23 protein-coding genes and 1 riboswitch are annotated in these 19,874 nt (G+C 73.3%); of the genes, 13 read left to right on the top strand and 10 right to left on the bottom strand.

Features of this window, described 5'->3' with window-relative positions; translation table 11 throughout:
* The first annotated feature begins 51 nt into the window (after positions 1–51).
* Both GKC29_RS29910 and GKC29_RS29905 read left to right on the top strand, forming a co-directional pair.
* Positions 52–348: a type IV toxin-antitoxin system AbiEi family antitoxin domain-containing protein gene (locus GKC29_RS29910; protein ID WP_230688993.1), complete on the top strand. Its 297-nt coding sequence runs from the start codon at positions 52–54 to the stop codon at positions 346–348.
* Between the two features lie 56 nt (positions 349–404).
* Positions 405–1,010, top strand: a complete 606-nt coding sequence (locus GKC29_RS29905) for a hypothetical protein (RefSeq protein WP_230688992.1) — start codon at positions 405–407, stop codon at positions 1,008–1,010.
* A 59-nt stretch (positions 1,011–1,069) separates the two neighbouring features.
* Here GKC29_RS29905 and GKC29_RS11205 read toward each other — a convergent pair whose 3' ends face one another.
* The 3 genes from GKC29_RS11205 to GKC29_RS11195 all read right to left on the bottom strand — a co-directional run bounded on the left by GKC29_RS11205 (position 1,070) and on the right by GKC29_RS11195 (position 3,507).
* Positions 1,070–2,449 (bottom strand): glycine--tRNA ligase, encoded by a 1,380-nt coding sequence (locus GKC29_RS11205; protein WP_155330760.1) that lies wholly within the window; start codon positions 2,447–2,449, stop codon positions 1,070–1,072.
* Positions 2,450–2,562: 113 nt separating this feature from the next.
* The gene (locus tag GKC29_RS11200) at positions 2,563–3,141 is read right to left on the bottom strand and encodes a hypothetical protein (RefSeq protein WP_230688991.1); all 579 of its coding nucleotides are present in this window, start codon (positions 3,139–3,141) and stop codon (positions 2,563–2,565) included.
* A gap of 24 nt (positions 3,142–3,165) precedes the next feature.
* A complete protein-coding gene (locus tag GKC29_RS11195) occupies positions 3,166–3,507 on the bottom strand; it encodes an antibiotic biosynthesis monooxygenase (RefSeq protein WP_155330759.1) in 342 nt (113 codons plus the stop codon).
* A 27-nt stretch (positions 3,508–3,534) separates the two neighbouring features.
* Here GKC29_RS11195 and GKC29_RS11190 point away from each other — a divergent pair, with 27 nt between their 5' ends.
* The 7 genes from GKC29_RS11190 to GKC29_RS29540 all read left to right on the top strand — a co-directional run bounded on the left by GKC29_RS11190 (position 3,535) and on the right by GKC29_RS29540 (position 7,882).
* Complete coding sequence (locus GKC29_RS11190) at positions 3,535–3,792, top strand: hypothetical protein (protein ID WP_155330758.1); 258 nt, start codon at positions 3,535–3,537, stop codon at positions 3,790–3,792.
* Between the two features lie 55 nt (positions 3,793–3,847).
* Entirely contained in the window at positions 3,848–4,837 is a 990-nt protein-coding gene (locus GKC29_RS11185) for a metal ABC transporter substrate-binding protein (protein ID WP_155330757.1), read from the top strand.
* Complete coding sequence (locus GKC29_RS11180; protein WP_155330756.1) at positions 4,834–5,595, top strand: metal ABC transporter ATP-binding protein; 762 nt, start codon at positions 4,834–4,836, stop codon at positions 5,593–5,595. The genes GKC29_RS11185 and GKC29_RS11180 overlap by 4 nt, the downstream gene beginning before the upstream one ends.
* A gap of 2 nt (positions 5,596–5,597) precedes the next feature.
* Positions 5,598–6,467, top strand: a complete 870-nt coding sequence (locus GKC29_RS11175; RefSeq protein WP_155330755.1) for a metal ABC transporter permease — start codon at positions 5,598–5,600, stop codon at positions 6,465–6,467.
* Positions 6,468–6,504: 37 nt separating this feature from the next.
* Positions 6,505–6,831: a helix-turn-helix transcriptional regulator gene (locus GKC29_RS11170; protein ID WP_155330754.1), complete on the top strand. Its 327-nt coding sequence runs from the start codon at positions 6,505–6,507 to the stop codon at positions 6,829–6,831.
* A 105-nt stretch (positions 6,832–6,936) separates the two neighbouring features.
* The gene (locus tag GKC29_RS11165; RefSeq protein WP_155330753.1) at positions 6,937–7,539 is read left to right on the top strand and encodes a hypothetical protein; all 603 of its coding nucleotides are present in this window, start codon (positions 6,937–6,939) and stop codon (positions 7,537–7,539) included.
* 175 nt (positions 7,540–7,714) lie between these two features.
* The gene (locus tag GKC29_RS29540) at positions 7,715–7,882 is read left to right on the top strand and encodes a hypothetical protein (protein WP_196255853.1); all 168 of its coding nucleotides are present in this window, start codon (positions 7,715–7,717) and stop codon (positions 7,880–7,882) included.
* A 173-nt stretch (positions 7,883–8,055) separates the two neighbouring features.
* Here the strand turns inward: GKC29_RS29540 and GKC29_RS11160 are convergent, their stop codons facing one another.
* From GKC29_RS11160 to GKC29_RS11135, 6 genes are all read right to left on the bottom strand, one after another.
* Entirely contained in the window at positions 8,056–10,059 is a 2,004-nt protein-coding gene (locus GKC29_RS11160; protein ID WP_155330752.1) for an acyl-CoA dehydrogenase family protein, read from the bottom strand.
* 119 nt (positions 10,060–10,178) lie between these two features.
* Positions 10,179–10,673, bottom strand: a complete 495-nt coding sequence (locus tag GKC29_RS11155) for a DUF6328 family protein (RefSeq protein WP_155330751.1) — start codon at positions 10,671–10,673, stop codon at positions 10,179–10,181.
* A gap of 166 nt (positions 10,674–10,839) precedes the next feature.
* Complete coding sequence (locus GKC29_RS11150; protein ID WP_155330750.1) at positions 10,840–11,589, bottom strand: sugar isomerase domain-containing protein; 750 nt, start codon at positions 11,587–11,589, stop codon at positions 10,840–10,842.
* 79 nt (positions 11,590–11,668) lie between these two features.
* A complete protein-coding gene (locus GKC29_RS11145) occupies positions 11,669–12,493 on the bottom strand; it encodes an alpha/beta fold hydrolase (protein ID WP_155330749.1) in 825 nt (274 codons plus the stop codon).
* A gap of 27 nt (positions 12,494–12,520) precedes the next feature.
* Positions 12,521–13,297, bottom strand: coding sequence for a TIGR03943 family protein (locus GKC29_RS11140; protein WP_155330748.1), 777 nt, complete (start codon positions 13,295–13,297; stop codon positions 12,521–12,523).
* Positions 13,294–14,247: a permease gene (locus GKC29_RS11135; RefSeq protein ID WP_155334085.1), complete on the bottom strand. Its 954-nt coding sequence runs from the start codon at positions 14,245–14,247 to the stop codon at positions 13,294–13,296. The genes GKC29_RS11140 and GKC29_RS11135 overlap by 4 nt, the downstream gene beginning before the upstream one ends.
* A 288-nt stretch (positions 14,248–14,535) precedes the next feature.
* Positions 14,536–14,641, top strand: a riboswitch (TPP riboswitch).
* A gap of 72 nt (positions 14,642–14,713) precedes the next feature.
* On the opposite strand from GKC29_RS11135, the gene GKC29_RS11130 reads away from it, so the two are divergent.
* From GKC29_RS11130 to GKC29_RS11120, 3 genes are all read left to right on the top strand, one after another.
* Positions 14,714–15,304 (top strand): ECF transporter S component, encoded by a 591-nt coding sequence (locus GKC29_RS11130; RefSeq protein ID WP_155330747.1) that lies wholly within the window; start codon positions 14,714–14,716, stop codon positions 15,302–15,304.
* 109 nt (positions 15,305–15,413) lie between these two features.
* Positions 15,414–16,844 carry an ABC transporter ATP-binding protein gene (locus tag GKC29_RS11125; protein ID WP_155330746.1) on the top strand — a complete coding sequence of 477 codons (1,431 nt, stop codon included), beginning with the start codon at positions 15,414–15,416 and terminating at the stop codon, positions 16,842–16,844.
* Entirely contained in the window at positions 16,841–17,641 is an 801-nt protein-coding gene (locus GKC29_RS11120; protein ID WP_155330745.1) for an energy-coupling factor transporter transmembrane protein EcfT, read from the top strand. The genes GKC29_RS11125 and GKC29_RS11120 overlap by 4 nt, the downstream gene beginning before the upstream one ends.
* Positions 17,642–17,711: 70 nt before the next feature.
* Here the strand turns inward: GKC29_RS11120 and GKC29_RS11115 are convergent, their stop codons facing one another.
* Complete coding sequence (locus GKC29_RS11115; protein ID WP_155330744.1) at positions 17,712–17,939, bottom strand: hypothetical protein; 228 nt, start codon at positions 17,937–17,939, stop codon at positions 17,712–17,714.
* A gap of 442 nt (positions 17,940–18,381) precedes the next feature.
* Here GKC29_RS11115 and gndA point away from each other — a divergent pair, with 442 nt between their 5' ends.
* Positions 18,382–19,824 carry an NADP-dependent phosphogluconate dehydrogenase gene (gndA, locus tag GKC29_RS11110; protein WP_155330743.1) on the top strand — a complete coding sequence of 481 codons (1,443 nt, stop codon included), beginning with the start codon at positions 18,382–18,384 and terminating at the stop codon, positions 19,822–19,824.
* Positions 19,825–19,874 lie beyond the last annotated feature (50 nt).

Genomic DNA, 19,874 nt, shown 5'->3' with positions numbered 1-19,874 from the left:
TCCGGCCGCGCGGGCAGAAAGCGGGCGAGCGGCAACCGCATCCTGCGATGCATGCCTGAACACCCGCCCGAACTCGTGGACGTGGCCGAGCGCCAGCAGCAGATCGTCACGCGCGCTCAGCTCCTGGCCGCCGGCTTCGACGACATGTACCTGTACCGGCAGACCCGGCGCGGCCTGTGGCAGCGAGTGCTGCCGGCGACATACGCGCTGGTCACCGGCACCCTCACCGAGGAGCAGCGACGGATCGCCGCAACGCTCTACGCCGGTCCGGACGCGCAGCTCACCGGCTTGGCGGCCCTGATTGGTACGGCTTTCGGTACAGCCCTCGCACAACGGACGTACACCTGATCCTGCCGCACCACACACGGCGCCGATCGGCTGGCTACGCGGTGATAGCCCGGACCTTGCAGCTCGATCACCGGGCCCGGAAGACGGCCCTCTACCCGGTGTGCTCACCGGCCCGGGCTGTCGTGGACGCCGCCCGGGACCTGGGTCAGCTACGACCGGTCCGAGCCACCGTGGCCGAGGCCGTTCAGCGGGGCTTCGCCGACCTCGCAACCCTGGACGAGGAGATCCGCCGGGCCCGGCGCAGCCGGACCGCGCTGATCCGTAAGGCCTTCGCCGAGGTCGCGGACGGCACCCGCTCGGCACCGGAGACCGAGCTGCGCGAGTGCCTGGCCGGGAGCCGGCTGCTGCCGGAGATCCTGTGGAACCCACGGCTGTGGGCGGCGGACGGCGCGCGACTGCCGACCCCGGACGGGTATCTGCGGGACGGCGCGGTGGCGTTGGAGGTCGATTCGCGGGAGTACCACATCAGCCCCGACGACTGGACGCGGACGCTGGACCGGCACAACGAGCTGAGCCGGCAGGGCGTGCTGGTCATTCACTTCACCCCCGCCCAGATCCGGCGGGAGCCGGGACGGGTTCGCCGCATGGTCGAGGACGCGTGTTCGGCGCGTCACGGGCTGGGCACCGGGACCGGGATTCGAGCCGAGCCGAACAGCGGGTGAGCGTTAAGAAGGGGCCCCTTCTCTACGCCAGGCGTTAAGAAGGGGCCCTTCCTTCCGGGTCAGCAGCCGGGGAGGTGGTCGATGAGGTAGTGCTCGATCTGGTCCAGGGAGACGCGCTCCTGGGCCATGGTGTCCCGGTTCCGCACGGTCACGGCGTTGTCGTCGAGCGTGTCGAAGTCCACCGTCACGCAGAACGGGGTGCCGATCTCGTCCTGGCGGCGGTACCGGCGGCCGATGGCCTGCGAGTCGTCGAACTCCACCACCCAGCGCTTACGCAGGTCGGCAGCGAGCTGCCGAGCCTTGGGCGACAGCGCCTCGTTGCGGGACAGCGGCAGGACGGCGACCTTGACCGGCGCCAGGCGCGGGTCGAAGCGCATCACCGTGCGCTTGTCCACGCCGCCCTTGGTGTTGGGCGCCTCGTCCTCGTCGTACGCCTCCAGCAGGAACGCCAGCACCGCGCGGGTGAGGCCGGCGGCCGGCTCGATGACGTACGGGATCCAGCGCTCCTGCTTGGTCTGGTCGAAGTAGGACAGGTCGACGCCGGAGTGCTTGCTGTGCGTGGACAGGTCGAAGTCGGTGCGGTTGGCGATGCCCTCCAGCTCGGCGAACTCGGTGCCGCCGAACTGGAACCGGTACTCGATGTCGACCGTGCGCTTCGAGTAGTGGGAGAGCTTCTCCTTCGGGTGCTCGTAGAAGCGCAGGTTGGTCTCGGACAGGCCGAGGTCGATGTACCAGTTCCAGCGCTCCCGCAGCCAGTACTCGTGCCACTCCTCGTCGGTGCCCGGCTCGACGAAGAACTCCATCTCCATCTGCTCGAACTCGCGGGTACGGAAGATGAAGTTGCCCGGCGTGATCTCGTTGCGGAACGACTTGCCGGTCTGGGCGATGCCGAACGGCGGCTTCTTGCGGGCCACCGTCTCGACGTTCTTGTAGTTGACGAAGATGCCCTGCGCGGTCTCCGGGCGCAGGTAGTGCAGGCCCTCGTCGCTCTCCACCGGGCCCAGGAACGTCTTCATCAGGCCGTTGAACATCTTCGGCTCGGTGAAGGTGCCCTTGTTGCCGCAGTTGGGGCAGTTCAGTTCGGCCAGCGACGCCGGCGGGTTGCCGTGCTTCGCCTCGTACGCCTCCTCGAGGTGGTCCGCGCGGAACCGCTTGTGGCAGAACTGGCACTCGGTCAGCGGGTCGACGAAGGCGTCCAGGTGGCCGGAGGCGGCCCAGACGTCCCGGGCCAGGATGACCGCGGAGTCGAGGCCCACGACGTCGTCCCGCTGCTGGACCATGGTCTTCCACCACTGCCGGCGGACGTTCTCCTTCAGCTCCACGCCGAGCGGACCGTAGTCCCACGCCGAGCGGGTGCCCCCGTAGATCTCACTGGAGGGGAAGACGAAGCCTCGGCGCTTGGCGAGGCTGACAACGGCGTCGATACGGTCGGCTGGCATGTTTCCTCCTACGCCGGCTGGCGGTCGGCGGGGACACGGTGGGATGCGACGGGCAGTTCGGGACAACGGTACGACCAGGGACGTCCCGAGCCCAGGAGAATACCGGGGGCGGGTCAGTTGACCCCGCACACCTCCAGCTCGCCGGTCTGCCGGTCCTGTTCGAGGTTCACCTGCTGGCGGTCGCGGTCGCCGCCGGTGTAGGTCACGTCGACGGGCACGGTCAGCGTGTTCGGGTCGACGTCGCCGACGCGGAAGGACGCGACCTGCGGCTCGTCGGACACGCGCCGCTCGAACTCCCGGCGCGACTCCCGCCGCTGCGCCGCGTCGCACAGCTGGTCGTAGGCGGCGCCGTACCGGCGTTCCGCCAGGGCCCGGTAGTAGTCGGCGGAGACGGCCCGCCCCTGCTCGTCGATCGCCTGCACACCGGTCACGGCGAGCCCGATCACCGCCGCGCCCCCGCCACCGCAGCAGAGCAGCAGGGCGAGCGCGCCGGCGCCGAGCCCCAGCCAGAGCCGGGTGTTGCGGCCCTCGGTGGGCGGTGCGGCGAACGGCGGCGCGACACCGGGGCCGGCCGGCGGGGTGGGGACCCCCGGGTGCGCCGGCGGGCCGGGCACGGCCGGCGGGTGCGCGGCGCCCTCCTGGCCGGGCACCGAAGGGTACGGCGAGGAGGCAGCCGGTCCGGGAGCGGTCATGAGATCAATGTAGTGGTTTCCGGCTCACCGGTAAGGACCGGCGGACCTATCGCTCGCCGCCACGACCACCTCGCCGCCGGGCGCGGCGGTGGCGAGCGCCTCGTACGCGGACGGCTCGTCCACCGATTCGGCGAGCAGCGGGATCGCGGTGACCTTGACGTCGAAGTCGCCGAGCGCACGCCGGTAGGTGCCGACCGACTCCCACTCCGTCAGCAGGCACCAGTGCCGCGGGTCGTCGAGGGCGCGTACCAACTGGCCGCGCAGGTACCCGGGCCGGGCGGCGAGCGCGGCGAGCGCGGCGTGCGCCCGGGCGGTGAAGTCGTCGGCGACATCGACCTCGACCACGAACCGGTTGGTCACCAGCACCGGGTTCCTCCTCGTAGAGTCTGTGGGATGCAGCGTACGCAGAGCGGGTTGCCGGCCCGGTTGGCCCGGGCGAACCCGACGACGGTGTTCCTGGTCACCCTGGTGCTGGTGCTGGTCGCGTTCTTCACCCCGGGCGTGGTCGGCGGGCTGCTCACGCTGGCGCTCGCGGCGGGCGTCGCCGCGCTGCTGGTCACCACCTGGGCGGTGCAGACGCCGCCGACCCGGGTGATCCGGCTGCTGGTGCTGACGCTGCTGGTGACGGCGGGCCTGGTGAAGCTGCTCTGAACATGCACTCATGCGTTTTTGACAATCATTATCGTTGTCGCGGACAGTTGACGTCATGAACATCCGCTCCGCTCCGCGCACCCTCGCCGCCGCCGCGACCGCCCTGCTGGCCCTCGGCGGCGTCGCCGCCTGCTCCGACGACCAGGCCGGCGCCGACCCGCAGCGGGTAGACGTGGTGGCGGCGTTCTACCCGTTGCAGTTCCTGGCGGAGCGGATCGGCGGCGACGCCGTCACGGTGAGCAACCTGGTGAAGCCGGGCGCCGAGCCGCACGACGCCGAGCTCAACCCGGGCCAGGTCGGCGAGGTCGCACAGGCGGAGCTGGTCGTCTACCTCAAGGGCTTCCAGCCCGCCGTCGACGAGGCCGTCGAGCAGAACGCCGGGGACAAGGCCCTCGACGTCGCCACGGTGCAGCCGCTGCTCGACGCCGCCGCCGGTGGGCACGACCACGAGCACGAGGGCGAGGAAGCCGGGCACGCCGAGGAGTCGGGCGCGGCCGAGGAGCCGGGCCACGAGGAGGAGACCGGCGGCAAGGACCCGCACCTCTGGCTCGACCCGACCCGCCTGGCCACCGTCGGCGACCGGCTCGCCGAGCGGCTCGGCACGGCCGACCCGGACCGCGCCGGCGACTACACGGCGCGGGCGAAGGCCCTCCGGACCGAGCTGGAGAAGCTCGACGCGGAGTTCACCACCGGCCTGAAGACCTGCCAGCGACGCGAGATCGTCGTCAGCCACACCGCCTTCGGCTACCTCGCCGAGCGCTACCAGCTGGAGCAGATCGGCGTCAGCGGGCTGAGCCCGGAGGACGAGCCGTCGCCGCAGCGGCTCGCCGAGGTCGCCGAGGAGGCGCGGGAGCACAAGGCCACCACGATCTTCTTCGAGACGCTGGTCAGCCCGAAGGTCGCCGAGACCATCGCCGGTGAGGTCGGCGCGAAGACCGCGGTGCTGGATCCGCTGGAGGGGCTGTCCGGCGACGACGGCGGCGACTACCTTTCGGTGATGCGCACCAACCTGGCCACCCTGCGGACGGCGTTGAACTGCTCGTGACGTCCCCTGTCATCACCGTCACGCACGGGGTGGTCGGCTACGACGGCCGCCCCGTGCTCCGTGACGTCTCGCTGACCGTGACCGCCGGCGAGGTGGTCGCCGTGCTCGGCGCCAACGGCTCCGGCAAGTCCACCCTCATCCGCGCCGTGCTCGGGCTGGTCCCGCTCAGCTCGGGATCCGTCACCCTCTTCGACCACCCGTTGCGGCGGTTCCGGCAGTGGCACCGCATCGGGTACGTCCCCCAACGCCTCGGCGCCGGTAGTGGCGTCCCGGCCACGGTCCGCGAGGTGGTGGCCTCCGGTCGGCTGGCCCGCCGGGGCGTCCTGCGCCCGCCGGGACGCACCGACCGGGAGGCCGTCGAGGCGGCGCTGGCCTCCGTCGGTCTCGCCGACCGGGCCGGTGACCCGGTGTCCACCCTCTCCGGCGGGCAGCAGCAGCGCACCCTGATCGCCCGTGCCCTGGCCGGCAGGCCGGAGCTGCTGGTCCTCGACGAGCCGACCGCCGGAGTGGACGCGGCGAGCCAGGAGGCGTTCGCCGGCGCACTCAAGGACTTCGTGGCCAGTGGCGGCACCGTGCTGCTGGTCGCGCACGAGCTGGGGCCGCTGCGGCCGCTGATCTCCCGGGCGGTCGTCGTCCACGCCGGTGGGATCGCCCACGACGGCGCCGTCCCGGAGCCGGCCGGGCACCACGCCGACCCCGACCACGACCACGTGCACCCGCACGGTCCCGACGAGCCCGCCGGGCTCTGGAGCAGCTGAGCATGGAACTCTTCCAGTACCCGTACATGCAGCGTGCCCTCATCGGCGCGCTGGTCATCGGCCTGGCCGCCCCGGCGCTCGGCATCTACCTGGTGCAGCGGCGGCTGGCGCTGATCGGTGACGGGGTCGGGCACGTGGCGCTGACCGGTGTCGGCGCCGGGCTGCTGCTCAACCAGTCCCCGGTGCTCGTGGCGGTGATCGTGGCGACTCTCGGCGCGATCACCATCGAGCTGGTCCGGGCGCGCGGTCGCACCTCCGGGGACCTGGCGCTCGCGCTGCTCTTCTACGGCGGCATCGCCGGCGGCGTGATGCTCGTCGGGCTCTCCGACAACACCCGGGCGCTCAACGCGTACCTCTTCGGGTCGCTGACCACCATCTCCCCCGCTGACCTGACCACCATCACCGTGCTCGGCGCGGCGATCCTGGTCACCATGCTGGCGTTGCGCCCGGCGCTGTTCGCCGTCTGCCATGACGAGGAGTACGCCCGCGTCTCCGGCCTGCCCGTCCGTACCCTCAACCTCCTCCTCGCCGTCGCCACCGCGGTCACCGTGACGATCGCCATGCGCGCGGTCGGCGTGTTGCTGATCAGCGCGCTGATGGTGGTGCCGGTGGCCGCCGCCCAGCAGGTCACCCGGGGCTTCCGCGGCACGCTGGCGGCGGCGATGGCACTCGGTCTCTTCGCCGCCGGCTCGGGTGTCTACGTGGCGGCCAACGCCGACACGGCCCCCGGCGCGTCCGTGGTGCTGATGGCGATCGCGTCGTTCGCGGTGGTCGCGCTCGGCGGCGCGGTCTGGCGGGCGCTACGGCGCCGCGCCACCCCGGTCGCCGAAACCACCACCGAGCCGCACGAGGTCGTGCTGCACCGGTCCTGACCAGCCGGATGCGGATGGCATTGGTTACCGTTGCAGGGTGAGCAGCGGGTCAGGCTACGACGCCTTCGAGGATGCCAGCGAGCTGCTGCGCGCGCTCTCCGCGCCGATCCGGCTGGCCATCGTCAGCGAGCTCGCCGACGGCGAGCGGTGCGTGCACGAGCTGGTCGACAAGCTCGGCGCCCCGCAACCCCTGGTCTCCCAGCACCTGAGGATCCTGCGTGGCGCGGGCGTGGTGCGCGGCTCCCGGCGCGGCCGGGAGATCGCGTACGCCCTGGTCGACGAGCACGTCGCCCACATCGTGGCGGACGCGGTGAGCCACGCCGGTGAGGGCACCGCCACCGCCACACCCGCCGCCCGTCCCTGAGGTGCAAGGAAGGGCCCCTTGTTAACGCCTGGCGTTGTATAAGGGTCCCTTCCTAACACGCCGCACGGGGTGCCGCGGGCGCGTCGCCGTGGCACGCTGTCCGGCGTGAAGATCTACGCCGATCGCTTCCCGACCGCCGCCCGTCAGTTGCTCACCGACCTCCTCGTCGTCGCCTGGGTGTACGCGTCGGTGCGCGGCGCGCTGTGGCTGCACGACCTGGTGCAGAAGCTCGCCGTACCCGGACAGAAGCTGGAGGGCGCCGGCGGTGGCCTGGCCGACAACCTGGCCGAGGCCGGCGGCAAGGTCGGCCGGCTCCCGCTGGTCGGCGACGAGCTGACCGCGCCGTTCGAGCGGGCCGCCGGGGCGGCGCGCTCTCTCGCCGAGGCCGGGCGGGACCAGCAGGAGCTGGTCGACCAGCTCGCCCTGGCCCTGGCCGTCGCCGTGCTGGTCTTCCCGCTCGGCCTGGTGCTCCTCGGCTGGCTGCCGCTGCGGGTGCGGTGGATGCGCCGCGCCGGTGCCGCCGCGAAGCTGGCCGCCGCGCCCGCCGGCCGGGACCTGCTCGCCCTGCGGGCCCTGGCCACCCAGCCGCTGGGCCAGCTGGCCCGCATCACCCCCGACGTGGCCGAGGCGTGGCGGCGCGGCGACGACGACGCGGTCGAGGCGCTGGCTGCCCTGGAGCTGCGCGCCCTGGGCCTACACGGCCGCTGAGTCCCGCCGCGCCCGGCCCCACGCCGACCGGACGTCGACCTGGCGGGTGCCGGCGGCGGTGTGCTGCCCGAGCATGACTCGTACCGCCCCGGCCCGACCCTGCGGTCCGCCGGCCCGAGCGGCGCGGCTTCGTGCCCGGCGTCCGACACCGGCCGGGGGCCGTTAAGGTCGTCGGGTGTTCTACTTCCTGATTGTCGTCGCCGTGCTGTTGCTCGGCTACGCCGCGTTCCTGGTCCGGTTCGTCCGGCAGGGGCGCCGGATCCCGCCGGCGGCGTACCTCGGGCTGGCCGTGCTGAACGGCCTGATCCTGGCGGCGGTGCTGGCCTGGGCCATCGCCCGCTGACCGCCGGACGCGGCCGGGCGGCCGGGCGGCCGGGCGGCCGGGCGGCCGGGCCATGATCGACACGAGATCCTGCATATCGCGGTGTCCGGGTGACTGGAATACCGCGATACGCAGGATGTCGAGTGGATCAAGCTAGCGAGGGCGGTTCAGCAAACCCCCTGCCGCGGCTCGCGTCACTCCGGGCGGGGGATGCGCCGGCGGGCGTCGGTGGCGGTCGACGGGCCGGGCGACCAGCGGGCGACCCACGGCAGGTCGGCCGACGGCGTGAGCACGCCGTCCTCCAGACCGGCGTAGCGACCGGCGAGGATCCGTTTGGCGGCCGCCGTGTCGACCGAGTCCGTGTTGTCCCAGAGGGCCGTGAAGAGCGCGTCCACCCGGACCCGGGCCTGACGGCAGAAGAGGTCGGCCAGCTCGACGTTCTCCGGCCGGGTGTCCCGCTCGGCCGCCGCGCGGACGCAGACCGCCGACATCGCGAACAGCTCCGCCCCGATGTCCACCACCCGGCCGAGGAACGCCTGCTTGCGCTCCATCTTTCCCTGCCACCGGGACATCGCGTAGAACGTCGACCGGGCCAGCTTGCGGGAGAACCGCTCCACCTGGCGCAGGTGGCCGGCGAGCGGGCCGAACTCGCCGTACGCCCCGGGAGCCTGCCCGCGACCGACCGCGAGGGTCGGCAGCCACTTCGCGTAGAAGACACCGGCCCGCGCGCCGGCGCGCGCCTTGCGGCCGAGACCGGCGTCCGGGTCGATGATGTCGCCGGCCACGGACAGGTGCGCGTCGACCGCCTCGCGGGCGATCAGCAGGTGCATGATCTCGGTGGAGCCCTCGAAGATGCGGTTGATCCGCAGGTCACGCAGGATCTGCTCGACCGCGGCCGGGCGTTCGCCCCGGGCGGCGAGGGACTCGGCCGTCTCGTACCCGCGCCCACCCCGGATCTGGATCAGCTCGTCGGCGATCCGCCAGGCCATCTCGCTCGCGTAGAGCTTGACCAGCGCCGCCTCGATCCGGATGTCGTTGCGGTCGTCGTCGGCGAGCAGGCAGCACAGGTCCAGCATGGTCTCCATGCCGTACGTGGTCGCCGCAATGAAGGAGAGCTTCTGCGCGACGGCCTCGTGCTCGCCGACCGGCCGGCCCCACTGGACCCGGTCGGCCGCCCACTCCCGGGCCACGTTGAGCGCCCACTTCCCGGCGCCGACGCACATCGCGGGCAGCGAGAGCCGCCCGGTGTTGAGCGTGGTCAGGGCGATCTTCAGGCCCTTGCCCTCGCCGCCGATCACGTTCTCCTTCGGCACGAACACGTCGTGGAAGCGGGTGAGGCTGTTCTCCAGGCCGCGCAGCCCGAGGAACGCGTTGCGCCGCTCGACGGTGATGCCCTCGGAGTCGCCCTCGACGACGAACGCGGTGATCCCGCCCCGCCGCCCCTCGCCGGCCGGCACGCGGGCCATCACCACGAGCAGGGTGGCCACGGTGCCGTTGGTGGCCCAGAGCTTGACGCCGTTGAGCTTGTACCCGCTGCCGTCCGGCGTCGGCTCGGCCGTGGTCGCCAGGCGGGCCGGGTCGCTCCCGACGTCCGGCTCGGTGAGCAGGAACGCGGAGACCTCCCCCGCGGCGAGCCGGGGCAGGAAGCGCTGCTTCTGCTCGGCGGTGCCGAACATCTTGAGCGGCTGCGGCACACCGATGGACTGGTGCGCGGAGAGCAGCGCGCCGATCGCCGGGCTGACCGAGCCGGCGAGCATCAGGGCCCGGCAGTAGTGCAGGTTGCTCAGCCCGAGCCCGCCGTACGACCGGTCGATCTTCATGCCGAACGCGCCGAGCCGGGCCAGCCCCTGGAACACCTCGTCGGGGATGACCGCGTCCCGCTCGATGGCGGCGCCGTCCACGTCGGAGGCGAGGTACTTCCGGAGCCGGCCGAGGAACTCGTCGGCCCGCGCCACGTCGTCGGGAGCCGACTGCGGCCAGGGGTTGATGAGGTCGAGCCGGAGCCGGCCCAGGAAGAGTTCCTTGCCGAAGCTCGGGCGGTCCCAGGAGGATTCCCGGGCGGCCTCGGCGACCTGGCGGGCCTCCTTCTCGGAGACCTGACCGGCCTCGGTGGGCAGCGGACCGGCCGCGCCGGCGGTGGCGGGCTGCTCGGGGCCCGTGCCGTCGGGTGCGGACCGGTTGTTCTGCGTCGTGGTCACGGCTGCCTCCTCGAACCTCGGTCCGGATGCGTCGACGTGCTCGACATCTGCCACGCTACCCCCGGGTGTTACCCAGGGGTAGCGTTCAATGAAGATCGATTTATCGGCGTCGTCGCCGGTCAGTACGACGTGGGGCTGTCCTCGTCGTCGTCCAGGTCGTCCTCGCCCCAGTTGCGGCGGGCGAACGGAAGGATCATCCAGTAGGTGAGGAACCAGACCGCGGTGAGCGCGCTGAGCACGAAGGCGACCGTCCGGTCGAGCACGAAGTCGGTGATCAGCAGGACGGCAGTGACCATCGAGACCAGCATGAGCGCGAGACCGCCGCTCGCCATCCGGTGGGCGAAGCGGACCAGCTCCGGCTTGCGCCCCTGCCGGAACAGCGCCCGGTGAAAGGCCACCGGGGAGATGATCAGGGCGGTGGCGCCGGCCGCGGCCAGCAGCGCGACGATGTAGACGTCCTTCTGGAAAGCGGTCGTCCGCTCGAACCCGGCGCTGAACGGCAGGGTGAGCAGGAAGGCGAAGAGGATCTGCACACCCGTCTGCGCGACCCGCAGTTCCTGCAGCAGGTCGGCGAAGTTGCGCTGCCAGCGCTGCTTCTCGGTCTCCTTGGTCACGCGCTACCTCCGATGCGGACGTACTGCCGGCGGCGGCCCGTCCGACGGCAGGAACGCTTGTGCCCCACCGCGCGTTGCGCGAAACCGGTTCACGACACCGCCCGGCGTTGTTAACAGGGGTCCCTTTCCCTACCGGAGGCGTTAACAGGGGGCCCTTCCTTACCGCTCAGGCGCCGCGGCGGATGCGGCCGGTGTAGCGGGCCTCCAGGGCGTCGTTGTGCGCGTCACCGCCGGCGATGTTCGCCGACAGGTAGACCGGGGGCCGTTCCCCCGCGGCGAGCAGCCGGGCCACCACCTCGACCGTGACCTGCTGGGCCAGCAGCGCCGCCGTGATCGACGAGACCGCGCCGATCGCGCCGCCCCCGGGCAGCGGCAGGGTGGCGTCGCCGTACGGGGCGCCGTTGTCCAGCACCACGTCGGCGAAGTCGGCGAGTTTGCGCCCCGAGGGGTGCCGCGACTCCATCCGGCCGGAGTGCTCGGCCGAGGTGATGGCGATCAGCCCGTGCCCCTTGTCGCGGACCAGCGCGGCGAACTCGACCATCGCCCCGTTCACGCCCGAGTTGGACGCGAGCACGAAGACGTCCGGCGGCCGGATCGGCGCGAGGTCGTACAGGCGGTGCGCCACCGACGGGTCCCGCTCGAGGCGTGGCCCGAGCACGTCCGGCGACGCGCCGCCGACCAGGACGAGGTCGCGCAGGGCGATCCGGTTGGTGGGCACCAGCCCGCCGGCCCGCCCGGCGATCTCCATGGCGAGGGCCTCCGAGTGGCCGGTGCCGAACGCGTGCACCACGCCGTCCGCCCGCAGGGCCTCGGCGATCAAATCGGCGGCCCTTGCCACCGCCTCCCGCTGGCTCGCCGCCACCCGGCGCATCGTCTCGGTGACCACCGCCAGGTACTCCTCGGCGGTCGGCGCCACGTCCGCTCCGTGCAATTCGGTCCCCCTCACTCAGGCGGTCGGTGACCCCGCAGCCGCCGCGAGGCTCGCCGACAGTCTGTCAGCCCCGGATCCGGGCCAGGATCGCCTCGGCGAGCGGCGCGGGCGCCTCGTCGGGGATCCAGTGGCTCACCCCGGCCAGCTCCGCGAACCGGTAGTCGCCGGTCACGTGCGCCGCACAGGCCTCGGCCGCCGTCCGGCCGATCGCGGCGTCGCGGTCGCTCCAGACGTACGTGGTCGGCACCCGCACCGGGCCGACGGCCGCCAGGTCGTCCCGGGACATGGCCCGGTACCAGTTCAGCGCGCCGGTGAGCGCGCCGGGGGCGAGCATCGGCTCGGCGTACGCGGCCACCCGGTCGGCGGCGCCGACGCCGGACAGCATCCGGCGCAGCCCGGTCGCGTTCAACGCCAGCAGCGCCTTCTCCGCCGCGCCGGGCTGCCGGAACAGCAGCATGTACGCCGAGCGGGCCTTCTGCTGCGGGTCGGCGGTGAGCGCGTGCGCCATCGCGGCGGGGTGCGGCACGGAGACGGCGGTCAGCGTGCGTACCCGGTCGGGGTGGCCGGCGGCCAGGCCCCAGCCGACGACGGCTCCCCAGTCGTGGCCGACGACGTGCGCCGCGTCGACGCCCAGCGCGTCGAGCACGGCGGCGGCGTCGGCGACCAGCTCCGCCAGCCGGTACGCCCCGACGGCCTCCGGCCGCGCACCGGGCGAGTATCCCCGCTGGTCGAGCGCGTAGGTGCGCAGCCCGGCGGCGTGCAGGGCCGGCACCACGCCGTCCCACTCACCGCCGTGCTGCGGGAAGCCGTGCAGCAGGAGAACGGGGGGACCGTCCTGCGGGCCGCCGGCGCGTACGTCGAAGGTGAATCCCCGGGCGTCGATGCGCATGATCGGCAGCGTACCCGGACCGGCGGGTCACTCGTACGGCTGCTTGGGGGCGGGCACCTGCCGCCACGACTCCACGTCGACGTAGGGGATCTCGGCGTCGTTCACCGGGTCCCGCCCGATCCGGTCGCTGTAGCGGCCGGTCACCTCCACCCAGGTGTCGTCGGCGAGGCCGGTGGGCGCGTTGCCGGTCATGCCCAGCTTGATCGGGCGGCCGTCGGCGGCGCAGCAGGAGAGGACCATCCGCGCGAGGATCGGCTGCCCGTCCGGGCCGGCGGCGATGAAGCCGGTGACCTGGACCCGCCGGTCCCCGATGGAGGCGCCCTTGTCGAACAGCGCCCGGGAGGCGTAGTCGAGCACGCTCACCGGCACCGGGTCGCCGGCCGGCAGCGGTGGGTAGTCGGACGGCTGCTGCTGGCTGGACAGGGCGGTGCCGGCCTGGCCGGCCGCGTACGAGCCGAGGGCCGGCGGGGCGACGAGCAGCAGGCCGAGCACCGGCAGGATGAGCAGCCAGCCGACCCGCGGCTCGTGGTGGCCGTGGCCGTGGCCGTCGTGGCCGTCGTGGTCGTCGTCGTGCCGGCGGGCGTCCGGCTGAGCCGGTCCGTCCCCGGTGGTCGCGGCGCGGGGGGCGGGGCGCAGCTCGTACCAGAGGGTCATGACGGCGGCGGCGACCAGCAGCACCCCGGCGGCGATCAGGAAGGGACGCAGCCCTTCCTTGACGTAGTTCAGGTAGAGGTCGGTGAAGCAGGCGCGGATCACCGCGCCGCCGAGCAGCAGCAGGACCACCGCCTGCGCCTGGCGGTTCACAGCAGCACCGCCCCGGCGCCCACGGCGACCGCCACTGCCACCGCGAAGGTGGCCGGCGCGAACCGCAGCGCGAACCGGCGGCCGAACACCCCGGCCTGCATCGAGATGAGCTTGAGATCCACCATCGGACCCACCACCAGGAACACCAGCCGGGACGTGAGCGAGAACTGCGAGAGTGAGGCCGCGACGAAGGCGTCCGCCTCCGAACAGATGGAGAGCAGCACGGCGAGCACCGCCAGCGCCAGCACCGACAGCACCGCGTTGTCGGCGAGGGTCTGCAGCCACCGCTCGGGCACCAGCACGTTGATGCTGGCCGCGGCCATGGCGCCGAGGACGAGGAAGCCGCCGGCGTGCGTCACGTCGTGCCGTACCGCCGCCCAGAACGCCCGGCCCCGGGAGGCGTCGTCCAGGTCGGGCCGGCGCGGCAGCCGGATCCAGTCGGCCCGGCCGAGGCGCAGCCACAGCCAACCCATCACCATCGCCACGACCAGGCTGGCCAGCCCACGGGCGAGAACCATCTCCGGGTTGTTCGGGAAGGCGACCGCGGTGGCGGTGAGCACGATCGGGTTGATGGCCGGCGCGGCGAGCAGGAACGCCAGCGCGGCGGCCGGGGTGACGCCCCGCCGGATCAGCGACCCGGCGATCGGCACCGAGCCGCATTCGCAGCCCGGCAGCACCACACCGGCCGCGCTGGCCACCGGCACCGCGGCGGCGGGGTGCTTCGGCAGCGCCCGGGCCCAGAACGACCGGGGTACGAACACCGCGATCACCGCGGAAAGCAGCACCCCGAACACCAGGAACGGCACCGCCTGCACCATCACCGAGACGAACACCGTCGTCCAGGTCTGGATCCGGGGCGCGGCCAGGGCGCCGGCGAGCTGCTCCCGGAAGATGATCAGCAGCACCAGCAGGGCGGCGAGGACCTCGACCGACCCGATCCGGTCCCCCAGCCACCGTCGGGGCCGGTCGCCGCCGGCCGGCGTCGGCTCCTTCGGTGGTACGTCCGGCGCGGCCGGGCCGACCGTGGCGGTCGCGGTGGCGCCGTCGGGCGCGGCGGGCGTCTCCGGTGTCACGTGCTCTTCCCTCTGCCGGGTGGCGGACCGGCGGGCCTGAGACTACCGGCCGGAGCGGGCCCGGTCGATGGACTCCGCGAGAAGAGCTGGCATTCCCGCGCTGACCTGCACGGAGATCACTTTGCCGGATGATCTTCAGGGGTGTTAGCGTCGGTGGGACAACTTCACATCCGACAGGGGAGCGCACAGCGCTGAGAGTGCGGGCAGGGCCCGCAGACCCTCGAACCTGATCTGGGTAATGCCAGCGCAGGGAGTTCGGTCGACCTCCAGCCGCGCCGCCGTCCGGGCACACCGGGCGCGGCGTGCGTCTTCTCCTGGTTCGCATCGAGAACTGGGAGCACTCATGACCCACCCCACCACCACCCGGTGGCGCACCGTCGACATCGTGGTCGCCTCGGTGATCGCCGTCGCCTTCGGCGTCATCTTCTGGGCCTGGAACTTCGTCTGGGCCGCCACCGAGGGCGCCTTCGCCTTCTTCCCGCCGGCGCAGTCGGTCATCTACGGCATCTGGCTGCTCCCCGGTGTGCTGGGGGGCCTCGTGATCCGCCGGCCGGGGGCGGCCTTCTACTGCGAGTTCCTGGCGGCGTTCATCTCGGTGCTGCTCGGCAGCCAGTGGGGCACCGTGGCGATCCTGCAGGGAGCGTTCCAGGGGGTCGGCGCCGAACTGGGCTTCGCCGCGTTCCGGTACCGCTCGTTCCGGCTGCCCGCCGCTCTGCTCTCCGGCACCCTCGCCGGCCTGGCGGCGGCGATCTTCGATCAGATCCGGTACTACGCCGCGCTCGACCTGTGGAGCGCCCGGGTGCCGATCTTCGTGGTCACCGTCCTCAGCGCCACCGTCGTCGCGGGTGCCGGCGCCTGGGCGCTCACCCGCGCTCTGGCGGGCACGGGTGCCCTGGACCGCTTCCCCGCCGGCCGCGAACGCGCCACCATCTGACCCCTCCGCCACGTTGATCAAGAGGTTTGCGTCAACAAACGGCGGCATTCCTGACGCAAACCTCCTGATCAACAAGACGTGGCCGCTGGGTGCGGGAGGGGGTGAGTTGGTGGGCACCGTGATGCTGCGGGGGTTCGGGTGGCGGCACGCCGGGCGGAGACGGTGGGCGCTGCGCGGGGTCGACCTGCGGGTGGAGCACGGGGAACGGGTCCTTCTGCTCGGGCCTTCCGGCGCCGGGAAGAGCACCCTGCTCGCGGCGCTGGCCGGGCTGCTGCCCGACGACTCCGGGGAGCAGGAGGGCACCGTCGAGATCGACGGGCTCGACCCGCGCAAGGCACGGGAGCGGGTCGGCATCGTCTTCCAGGACCCGGAATCCCAACTCGTGATGTCCCGCTCCGGCGACGACGTCGCGTTCGGGCTGGAGAACCGCGGCGTGCCCGCCGACGAGATCTGGCACCGCGTCGACGAGGCGCTGCGCCGGGTCGGCTTCCCGTACGACCGGAACCGACCCACCGCCGCGCTGTCCGGCGGCGAGCAGCAGCGCCTCGCCCTGGCCGGGGTGCTCGCCCTGCGGCCGGGCCTGCTGCTGCTCGACGAGCCCACCGCAAACCTGGACCCGGCCGGGGCGACCCTGGTCCGCGACGCGGTCACCCGGGCGCTGGACGCCGACACCACCCTGCTCCTCGTCGAGCACCGGGTCGCCGAGTCGCTGCCGCTGGTCGACCGCGTGGTCGTGCTCGAAGCGGGCGGCGGCGTCCGGGCCGACGGCACCCCGGAGGCGGTCTTCGCCGCGCACGGCGACGCGCTCGCCGCCGAGGGAGTGTGGGTGCCCGGCCGCCCGGTGCCGCCCCGCCGCGCCACCGGGCCCGCCGGCGACGTGCTGCTCGCCGCCGAACGGCTCGGCCTGCCGCCCCGGCTGGGCGCCGTCGACCTGGCCGTACGCGCCGGCGAGGCGCTCGCCGTGCTCGGTCCCAACGGTGCCGGGAAGTCCACCCTGGCACTGGTGCTCGGCGGCCTGCTCAAGCCCGGCACCGGTCGGCTCGCCGCCACCGCGGCGCTGGCCGGCGACGACACCCGTACTGCCCCGCACCGCTGGCGCGCGCCGGCGCTGGCCCGCCGGATCGGCTCGGTGTTCCAGGACCCGGAGCACCAGTTCGTCACCAGTACCGTCTTCGACGAGTTGGCGCTGGGCCCGCGCCGCACCGGCCGGCCCGAGCCGGAGGTGCGTTCCACGGTGGACGCTCTGCTCGACCGGTTGCGGCTGACCACGCTGGCCCGCGCCAACCCGTACACGCTCTCCGGTGGCGAGGCGCGGCGGCTGAGCGTGGCGACGGCCCTGGCCACGGCACCCCGCCTGGTGATCTGCGACGAACCCACCTTCGGCCAGGACCGGCGGACCTGGTCGGAGCTGGTGGACCTCTTCGCCGAGCTACGGGACGCGGGGCACGGCCTGGTCACGGTCACCCACGACGCGGAGTTCGTCGCGGCGCTGGCCGACCGCCACGTACTGCTGGAGCGCCGAGCCGGGGAGGCGCCGTGATCGGCCTCGATCCGGTCGCCCGGCCGGGCGCGCCCCTGGCCCGGCGCAACCCGGTGGCGAAGCTCGCGGCGGCGCTGGTCTTCTCGCTCGTGCTGATCGCCACCCTGGACCCGGTGGCCCCGGCCATCGCCATCGCCGTCGAACTGGCCGCGCTGCCGCTGTTCGGTGTCCGCCTGCGCGTGCTCGCCCGGCGGACGTGGCCACTGCTGCTCGCCGCGGGCGGCATCCTGGTCACCCTGGTCCTCTTCGCCGCCGACCGCTCCGGACGGGTACTGCTCGACGCCGGACCGGTAATGGTGACCTCGGGCGTGCTGATCACCGCCCTCGGTCTGGTGCTGCGCATGTTCGCCGTGGCGCTGCCCGGGGTGATCGTCGTCGCCACGACCGACCCGACGGACCTCGCCGACGCGCTGGTGCAGAACGCGAAAGCGCCCGCCCGGTTCGCCTACGGCGCGCTGGCCGCGTTCCGGCTGGTGCCGCTGCTCGGTCAGGAGTGGCAGATGATCAGCATGGCCCGGCGGGCCCGGGGCGTGGACGCCGGTCGCAACCCGCTCGCCCGGCTGCGTCTCTTCACCTCGACCGCGTTCACGCTGCTGGTCGGGGCGATCCGCCGGGGCACCCGACTGGCGGTGGCGATGGACGCCCGAGGGTTCGACGCCACGACCCCACGCACCGTGGCGCGGCGGCAGCACTTCGGCCCCGCCGACGCCGTGCTGATCGCCGGCGCGGCGGCGCTCGCGGGCGCCGCGCTGAGCGCCAGCATCCTCCTCGGCACGTTCCGTCCGCTGATCAGCTGACCGGGGTGGTCCGGCGGCCCTGACGATCGTGGACGGTCACCCGACGAGGTGACCGTCCACGATCAGCGGATCAGCTGCGCCGGAAGGCGTACCGGCGGACCTGGCCGGTCCGCTGGCCGCGCCCGACGCCGCCCACGCCGGTGACCGGCGGACCGGCCTTCGGCGCCGCCGGGCGGGCCGCCGGCAGGGCCGGGACCGGCGCCACCGCGACCTGGTCGAGGTTCGCCGGCGTGACGTCCGCGACCTCGGGCGCGGGACGGGTGGTGCGGGACTTCCGGGTGCTGCGCTTGGCGGGCATCCGTGCCTCCTCACTCTGCGGGCTCCCCGGCCCGTGGCCGGTGGCCCCGCTGCGTCTCGTGGCCGCCGACGGCGACCGAGCGGGTGGGGACTGCTGCCCCGGGAACGACCACGGAGGACACCACCGGCCCGACGGCGGGTGGGGAGACGCGGACGCCCGGAAGCACGCGGGTCAGGCCGCGACGGCGGCGGACCCGGCTCGGGAAAGGGGCGTCAGTTGCGCATGCGGGCAGCCTAACCCGGCCCCCCGGCCGGGCGCAGCCGAATTGTCGACGTCGGCGGGACCGCGACGGCCCCGGTCCACGCGCAGGACGACGGCCGGAGCCGCGCCGGCGACCGGACGCGCCCGACCGGTGACACACTGTCGACGACGCAGCCCACTCCCCTGGACGCCGCGATACGGTCGCAACGGCAGGTTGACGACGGCGGAAGGCGGCGGACGGATGACCGAACAGGCGACGGCGCAGATCGGCGTGACGGGGCTGGCGGTGATGGGCCGCAACCTGGCCCGGAACCTGGCCCGCAACGGTTTCGCCGTGGCGGTGCACAACCGCTCGCCGGAGCGCACGCGCAGCCTGGTCGCCGAGCACGGGGACGAGGGGCGGTTCCTGCCCGCCGAGTCGCTGCCCGACTTCGTCGCCGCGCTGGAACGCCCCCGGGCGGTCATCGTGATGGTCAAGGCGGGCGGGCCGACCGACGCGGTCATCGACGAACTGGTCCCGCTGCTCGACGCCGGCGACATCATCGTGGACTGCGGCAACGCGCACTTCGCCGACACCCGGCGCCGCGAGGAGGCGCTGCGCAAGCAGGGGCTGCACTTCGTGGGCACCGGCGTCTCCGGCGGCGAGGAGGGCGCGCTGCGCGGCCCGAGCATCATGCCGGGCGGCTCGGCCGAGTCGTACCGCAAGCTCGGGCCGATCTTCGAGAAGATCGCCGCGCAGGTGGACGGCGTACCGTGCTGCCGGCACATCGGGGCGGACGGCGCCGGGCACTTCGTGAAGATGGTCCACAACGGCATCGAGTACGCCGACATGCAGCTCATCGCCGAGGCGTACGACCTGCTGCGGGCGGGTCTGGACGCGGAACCGGCGGAGATCGCCGACATCTTCCGGGAGTGGAACTCCGGCGAGTTGGAGTCGTTCCTCATCGAGATCACCGCCGACGTGCTCGGGCACGACGACGCGGCCACCGGGCGTGCGTTCGTCGACGTCGTGCTGGACCAGGCCGAGCAGAAGGGCACCGGCCGGTGGACCGTGCAGAGTGCCCTCGACCTGGGCATCCCGATCACCGGCATCGCCGAGGCGACGTTCGCGCGGTCGCTGTCCGGTCACGCCGGTCAGCGGGAGGCCGCGCGGCGGGCGTTCCCGGCGGCGGGCGCGACGTGGCGGGTCGGCGACCGGGAGACCTTCGTCGAAGACGTGCGGCGCGCGCTGCTCGCCAGCAAGATCGTCGCGTACGCACAGGGCTTCGACCAGATCCGCGCCGGCAGCCGGGAGTACGACTGGGACATCGACCTGGGCGGCACGGCGACGATCTGGCGGGGCGGCTGCATCATCCGGGCGCGTTTCCTCGACCGGATCCGGCAGGCGTACGACGACCAGTCCGACCTGCCCAGCCTGCTGGTGGCGCCGTGGTTCGCCGACACCGTGCGGGACGGGGTGCCGAGCTGGCGGCGGGTGGTCGCCGAGGCGGCCCGGGCCGGCGTGCCGGCACCGGCGTTCGCCTCGTCGCTGGCCTACTTCGACGCCCTGCGCGCCGACCGCCTGCCGGCGGCGCTGATCCAGGGCCTGCGGGACAACTTCGGCGCCCACACCTACCGCCGGGTGGACCGCGACGGCTCGTACCACACCCTCTGGGCCGGCGACCGCCGCGAGATCGAGGCCTGACCCCTTCCCTCGACCCGCACATCCGGTTGGCGGCGCGGCGCCGGAACGGT

The sequence above is a fragment of the Micromonospora sp. WMMC415 genome (assembly GCF_009707425.1).
Taxonomy (GTDB): domain Bacteria; phylum Actinomycetota; class Actinomycetes; order Mycobacteriales; family Micromonosporaceae; genus Micromonospora.
Note: the sequence above shows the minus strand (reverse complement) of the source record. Positions and strands in the feature narration are given on the sequence as shown.